The 7295-nt window shown below is 59.5% G+C and carries 5 protein-coding genes and 1 pseudogene; all 6 read left to right on the forward strand.

Annotation, left to right across the window (positions count from 1 at the left end):
• Window positions 1-220 (forward strand): hydrogenase iron-sulfur subunit (locus tag ABYV26_RS16970; protein WP_372682542.1); only part of this gene is annotated, 220 nt, incomplete at its 5' end.
• A gap of 14 nt (window positions 221-234) precedes the next feature.
• Entirely contained in the window at window positions 235-1383 is a 1149-nt protein-coding gene (locus tag ABYV26_RS16975) for a 4Fe-4S dicluster domain-containing protein (RefSeq protein ID WP_372682543.1), read from the forward strand.
• Window positions 1384-1691: 308 nt separating this feature from the next.
• A complete protein-coding gene (locus ABYV26_RS16980) occupies window positions 1692-5099 on the forward strand; it encodes a response regulator (RefSeq protein WP_372682544.1) in 3408 nt (1135 codons plus the stop codon).
• A 358-nt stretch (window positions 5100-5457) separates the two neighbouring features.
• The gene (locus ABYV26_RS16985) at window positions 5458-6057 is read left to right on the forward strand and encodes a 4Fe-4S dicluster domain-containing protein (protein ID WP_372682545.1); all 600 of its coding nucleotides are present in this window, start codon (window positions 5458-5460) and stop codon (window positions 6055-6057) included.
• On the forward strand, window positions 6054-6923 hold the full coding sequence (locus ABYV26_RS16990; RefSeq protein ID WP_372682546.1) for a CoB--CoM heterodisulfide reductase iron-sulfur subunit B family protein: 870 nt from the start codon (window positions 6054-6056) through the stop codon (window positions 6921-6923). The genes ABYV26_RS16985 and ABYV26_RS16990 overlap by 4 nt, the downstream gene beginning before the upstream one ends.
• A pseudogene (locus ABYV26_RS16995) lies at window positions 6920-7295 on the forward strand (PAS domain-containing sensor histidine kinase); the annotation flags it as partial. The gene ABYV26_RS16990 and the pseudogene ABYV26_RS16995, both read left to right, overlap by 4 nt.

Genomic DNA, 7295 nt, shown 5'->3' on the forward strand with positions numbered 1-7295 from the left:
CCCCGGGGACTGCCACTACATCAATGGCAACTACAAGGCCCGGCGCCGAGTGAAGCTACTCAAGGAGATCCTGCCCCAGTTCGGCATCGACAGCCGGCGGCTGCGGCTGACCTGGATCGGCGCCAGCGACGGCATCCAGTTCGCCGGCATCATGAAGGATCTGGTGGCCCAGACCCGGGAGCTGGGACCGACGCTTCCTGATCTGAAGATGGTGATCTAATTCCGGAGGATAATATGACAAAGGCCATTCTCATCGACACCGACAACCAAGACCGGCTCTCCGGCATTCGATCATTTTTGGCTACGGTCATGGACAAGGCGGGAATCGATGCCATGCTCGTCCCCACCCGGCTGGCCGTGAAGAACCGCATCATGCCTACGCTGGTGTCGGATCCGGCACGGCTGCAAGCAGCCGACCCGTTGTCGCCGGCCTTTCCGGTTAACGGCGCCCAACAGCTGGCCCGGCTCACCCGGCTGCCGACAGGCGGCAGGTTGGCCGCGGTCCTGCGCCCCTGTGAAATTCGCGCCTTCAATGAACTGGTCAAACTGAATCAGGGTAAGCGCGACGATGTGCTCATCATCGGCCTCGACTGTCCGGGCGCCCTTTCCAATGCCGATTTCAGAAGATTTGCCGACCGGCATGAAACAGCCGATGCTGCCACATCCGCGTTTTGCGTCGCGGCCTTCTCCGGCGATCCGATCGATGAAGCCATAACCCTTACGGCCGCCTGCCGGGCCTGCGACCATCCGGCTCCCGATGGCGCCGATATCGCCGTGGAACTGTTTGGCACCGATTCGACCCACGCCTTGACTGCCCGGGCACAAACAAAGATGGGTCAAACCGAACTCGCAGGCCTGGACCTTCCGCCGGCGGAGAAAGCGCCACCGCAGCGCAAAACGATCCTCGCCGGAACCTTGAAACAGCGCAAACAATACCGGGAACAGATGTTTACATCCGTGGCCGCCTCCACCGGTAGTATCCAGGGGTTGTCCACCTATCTGGCCGACTGTGTCAACTGCTATAACTGCCGCGCGGCCTGTCCGGTGTGCTACTGCACGGTCTGTGTCTTTACGACCGACACCTTTCGTCACGAACCGTTTCAATATCTGCAGTGGGCCCGTCGCAAGGGAGGCGTCAAGATGCCCACGGACACGCTTTTTTTCCACCTGACCCGCATGGCCCACATCAGCACCGCCTGCGTGGGTTGTGGCCAGTGTACCAATGCCTGTCCCAACGACATCCCCTTGTCCGACCTTTTCACCATGGTGGCCCAGCACACCCAGAAGGCCTTCGGTTACGGGGCCGGCCTGGACCTTTCCCAGCAGCCGCCCATGTGCGGTTTTAAGGAGGAGGAGTATGGCGAGGTGGTGGGGATGGGATAGTTCAGAGTTCTGGGTTCTGGGTTCTGGGTTCAGAGTTCGGGGTTCAGCGTTCGGGGTTCGGGGTTCAGCGTTCAGCGTTCTGGGTTCTGGGATAATCATAATGGAAACGTAAAAAGTCCCCAGACGTGTCATTCCCGCGTAGGCGGGAATCTACAACAGACTGATAACACTGGATTCCCGCCTGCGCGGAAATGACACATAAGAGCAATTATCGTCTTTTTACGAGACCATCAATCTTTGAACGTTCAGCCCTGAGCTTCGAGCGCTTCTGCTTTGAGCCTATCAACTCAGTTGAATGGGAGAAAAAGATGGATCGGAAAATCGGCAGCGCACTCGTGGTAGGCGCCGGGATCAGCGGCATTCGGGCGTCCATCGACCTGGCCCAGATGGGATACGGGGTGACCCTGGTCGACCAGGCGCCTCACATGGGTGGTATCCTGAGCCAGCTGGACTACCAGTTTCCCACGGACCGCTGCGGCATGTGTCGCATGCTGCCCATGCTGGACCGGGACGGCGGCATGCAGACCTGTTTGCGAAAAGGCCTTTTCCACGACAACATCGACCTCCTGCTGGGTACCACCTTGGACTCGGTGGCCGGCGAACCGGGCCGATTTGAGGTCACCTTGAATCAAGCCCCCCGCCCCGTCGATCCAGACCGCTGCATCGGGTGCGGCCGTTGCAGCGAGGTTTGCCCGGTAAGGGTCCCCGACGCCTTTAACGCCGGTCTGACGCAACACAAGGCGATCTATCTGCCGGTGCCCCACAACATCCCCAACACCTTTACCATCGACCCGGTGGCCTGCACCCGCTGCGGAGCCTGTGAGCCCGTCTGCCCCACCGGGGCCATCCACCTGTCGGCCATGGGTCGCCAGGCCTTTCGCATCCTGGTGGTGGACGATGAGGCCATCATTCGACAATCTCTGGAAGCCTGGCTGGGTGACGAAGAAGGCTACGGCGTTGAAATGGCGGCCTCGGGCCCCGAAGCCCTGGAAAAACTCGCTGCCGAGTCCTTTCATCTGATGCTCCTGGATATCAAGATGCCGGGCATGGATGGCGTAACGGTGCTTGAAAAAGCCATGATCATTCGACCGGCCCTGCAGACCTTGATGATGACTGCCTACGCCACCGTTGAGACCGCCGTGGATGCCATGAAATTCGGTGCTATGGACTACCTGATCAAGCCCTTCGAGCCAGAAGCCCTGATCCCCAAAGTGGCGGCCGTGCATGCCGCTTTTCAGGAAGCCGCCTACCGTAAACAAACCGTTGGCGCCATTGTTCTGGCCACCGGGACGACCGGTTTTGACCCGCTGGCCGGAAAAAACCCCATGGGATACGGTATCGTACCCAATGTGGTCACCAACCTGGCGTTCGAGCGCATGCTCAGCGGCACCGGGCCCGACGGTGGCCGCCTGCTGCGCCCGTCTGACAAACGACCGATAAAAAAGGCTGCTTGGATTCAATGTGTGGGCTCCCGGGATCTTCAATCCGGTGCCGATTTCTGCAGCACGGTATGCTGCATGGTTGCCCTCAAAGAGGCGGCCGTGGCCAAACGGGTGGCCGGCGACGATTTTCAAGCCACAATTATTTACATGGACATGCGCACCTTCGGCAAAACCTTTGATCGCTATGGAGAGGAAACCGAATCGCCCGGGGGCGTGCGGCTGGAACGAGGCCGGGTCCACTCCATCGCCCCCTCCCCCGGCAACCAGGATGTGGCCATCCGCTGGACATCCGCAACCGGAAACATCCATGAGGAGCGCTTCGATCTGGTGGTGCTCTCCATCGGCCAGCGGGCCAACCCACATACGGCAGCCCTGGCCGAAGGCCTGGATGTGGACACCGACGAATTCGATTTCGTGAAAACCGTCCCCTTCTCCGACACCCGCACCTCGCGGGCCGGCGTTTTCGCCGGGGGAACCCTCACCGGCCCCACTGATATTGCCGAATCGGTGATCCGCGCCTCTTCGGCAGCCGTCAACGCCTCCCGAACGATTCACCGGGCCGGGGGCGGTTTGGCCGAAAAAACGACTGCTCCCATGACCGCTCGAGATGTTTCCCGTGAGCCGCCCCGAATCCTGGTCGTGCTATGCCGTTGTGAGAACAACACGGCAACGGAGTTTGATCTGGACGCGCTGTCAGCACGACTGCAGCAGGATCCGGCGGTCGCCCGGGTGGTGATCCAAGAGCGTATCTGCACGGCCCAGGGTTGGAACGACCTCACGGAAATGGACGTCACCGATGTCAACCGCCTGCTGGTGGGCACCTGCCGCACCTTTGTCTATGGTAAAAAAGCCCGCGGTCTGGCCACCGCCATTGGTCTGGATCCGACGCAGATCGAATCGGTGGCCATGGATGACCACCCTGGGCTGGCCGGACCTGCCACCGTGGCCACCATCATGGCCGGTATCTATAGATTGAAAAATATCCCTATAGAAGAAAGCCACTATACTTCTGTGGTCAACCGAGCACTTGTGGTGGGCGGGGGTATTGCCGGCATGCATGCGGCCCTGGCGGTCGCGGGCCACGGTGTAGCGGTCACCCTCGTAGAGGCGTCCAAAAGACTAGGCGGCAATCTGGTTTGGCTCGAACAGACTATCGATGGAACGCCCATCGCCCCCTTTTTAACCGAAACCACCCATCAGATCGAAAAACATCCCAAGATCGAAGTGATGACCAAAAGCCGCGTGGTCGGCGCCTTCGGCCAGGCCGGGCACTTTTTTTCCACCATCGAGACAGACGGGGAGCCCGCCACGACCGTAGAACACGGTGCCGTGATCCTGGCCACCGGTGGTGGCGAAGCCCTCACCGATGAGTACGGCCACGGAACCAGCCAAGCGGTGGTCACCCAGCGAGAGTTGGAGACGCGTATTCACGAGAACCGATTGGACATCGAGGGGATAACCACCGTGGTCATGATTCAATGCGTGGGCTCCCGGGAGGAACCGCGAAACTACTGCAGCCGCGTCTGCTGCCCCACGGCCCTGAAGCATGCCCTTTGGCTGAAAAACCGCCGTCCCGATCTCCAGATCTACATTCTCTATCGGGACATGATGACCTGCGGCCTGAACGAAGCCTGGTACACCGAAGCCCGCAAGCAGGGGGTTCTCTTCTTCCAGTACCGGCCGGACCGTAAACCGGAGGTCAGCATGGACCCCAATGAAAAGGCGGCCGTTTCGGTGCGGCTTTACGACCCCATTTTGGATGCGGCGGTGGAAATTACCGCAGACCTGCTGGTCCTGGCCACCGGTATCCAGCCCTGCCTGCCCGAAACACTGGCTCGGGCTTACGGCGCCGAACGGGATCGGGACGGCTTTTTCCAGGAGGCGGATGCCAAATGGCGTCCGGTGGAGGCGTTGAAGGCCGGGGTTTTCGGCTGCGGCATCGCCCTGTCACCGCGCTCCATTCCCGAGGCAGTGGCCACGGCCGAAGCCGCCGCCGGGCGCGCGCTGGCGATATTGTTGGCCGAACGGCTGCCGGCCGCACGCGTCACGGCCGTCGTTCGCCCCAGTCTGTGCACCCTGTGCCTGCGCTGTATTGACACCTGTCCATATGGCGCCCGTTTTTTGGACGAGACCGGGCAGCGCGTCGAGGTCAACCCGGCCATGTGCCAGGGATGTGGAGATTGTGCCACGGTGTGCCCCAACAGTGCATCCATCGTGGAAGGATTCTCCCATCGGAGCATGTTGGGCGCCATAGAAGGAGCAATGACCATGTAAAAAACAAATTACAAAGACCAAGTTCCAAATAAATTGAATCCTCCCCGCGGCAAGCCGCGTGGAATGTTCTGCCACTAACGGCAGGGTTGCACAGCACCGAAAGGATGAAAATCGATTTCCAGTTCGCTCACCAACCCCGCCGCAAGCGGCGGGGAATGCGCTCGCTATCGCGGTTCCAAGCTGCAAATCTCAAATACCTCTCTTCGACATCACGCGGTTTGGAATTTTGAATTGGGTCATTGTGGTTCATTTGTGATTTGTTTTTTGGCCGTTGTGATTTTGATATTGGTCTTCTGTTTTCTGACAAGAAGACACGAATAGAGCTTTAAAAATACTTAATTTATACAGGTAAATATTTATGTATCCACCACTGGTTACCGCATTGAAGACGGCTGAAGACCAACATGTCTCCCTGGATGCAGTCCGGACTATGGTCAGCGCCTGCATTCAGTGTGGCACCTGCACCGGCTCGTGCCCCAATGCGCTGGAAATGGACCTGACCCCGAGAAAAATGTGGCGGCTGGTGATCCTGGGACGCCTTTCCGATGTCATGGCGAGCAGGACCTTTATTCTCTGTTCGGACTGCTACACCTGCACCTTGCGCTGTCCGCGGGGACTTCCCCTGACCGAAGCCATGGAATCGCTTAAGGGCATCGCCTTTGCCCGGCACGAAAGACAGCATCGCAGCAGTCGCCTGTTTTACGAAAAATTCATGCAAACCGTTCGGCGTCACGGCCGCATTCACGAGATGGCCTTCATGACCAGTTACTTCACGGCCATGAAAAGTCCAACGGCACCCATGCGCTTCGCACCACTGGGCATCAAGCTAATGGCCAAGGGCAAGATGGAGATGGGATTGGGCAAAACAGTCGCAACGCCCCTGGACGCCCTGTTCGAGAAGGTGGCGGACCTGGAGCGGCGACCGGATGGACTCCTTGAGAAGGAGGGCCGCGGATGAATTATCTCTACTACCCGGGATGCAGCCTCACCGCCTCGGCCCGTGAATATGACCTGGCCACACGGGCAGTGTTGGCCGCAGCCGGCGTCAAGCTGACGGAAATTGACGGCTGGACCTGTTGCGGCGCCAGTGCAGCCGCCCCCATCAGCCATTTGCTCTCTCTCTCGTTGAGTGCCCGCAACCTGGCCCTGGCCGAACAGGTGGCCGACGACGGTCAGGTCCTGGTACCGTGCAGTGCCTGCTACCTGAACTTGAAAAAAGCCCACGACGCATTGCGCAACGACGCCGCGGGCCGGGCGACGATCAACCAGGCCCTTTCGGCTGTGAACCTCACGGCCACTGGCAGCGTGCGGATCCGTCATCTGCTGGATATACTGGCCGTGGACCTGGGTGCACAGCACCTGGCGCCGCTGATGGAACGATCTTTGTCTGGCCTTAGCGTGGCCGCCTACTATGGATGCCAGTGCCTGCGACCCTACCGGGAATTCGATGACCCGGAGCGGCCGGTCTCCATGGAACCCCTGATCGAACTGACCGGCGCCGCCGTTCACGTCTGGGAGATGGCCGCCCGCTGCTGCGGGGCATCTTTGGTGAGTACCCAACCGAAGGTGGGCCTCGCACGGGTCAGCGCCATTTTAAAAGCAGCCAAGGGCGCCGACCTCATCGTCACCGTCTGCCCCATGTGCCAGATGAATTTGGATGCCTGGCAATCCAAGACCTCCCGAATGGCCGGAGCGGATCTGTCTATCACCATACTTTACCTGCCGCAGTTGCTGGGACTGGCCATGGGACTGGACAGTAACGAACTCGGCCTTGATTTGAATTTGGCTGTTCTGGATGATTTTCGAGAGAAAATTAAGCAATGATCCGAATTATCGACAACCTGCGCAACAGCCTGGCCGCCAAACTCATCCTCACGGTGGGCATCGTACTGCTGGTCACCATCGCTACCTGGGCCTTTTTCAACATCCGTTATCAAAAGGAGAAGATGGTCAAAAACATGCTGGCCGGCACCGACCGCCTCACCACCACCATCCGGCTGGGCACCCACTACGCCATGATGCTCAACTCCCGGGACGAGATCAACCAGATCATCAACAACATCGGCCGCGTCCCAGAGATCAAGAACATCCGCATTTACAACAAGGACGGGGAGATCAAATACTCCAACAACCCCGACGAGGTGGAGCAAACCACCAACATCAAGGCCGAAGCCTGCCACATCTGCCATCGCACCG

Origin of the sequence: Desulfosarcina sp., from assembly GCF_041551955.1 — a bacterium.
Lineage (GTDB): Bacteria > Desulfobacterota > Desulfobacteria > Desulfobacterales > Desulfosarcinaceae > Desulfosarcina.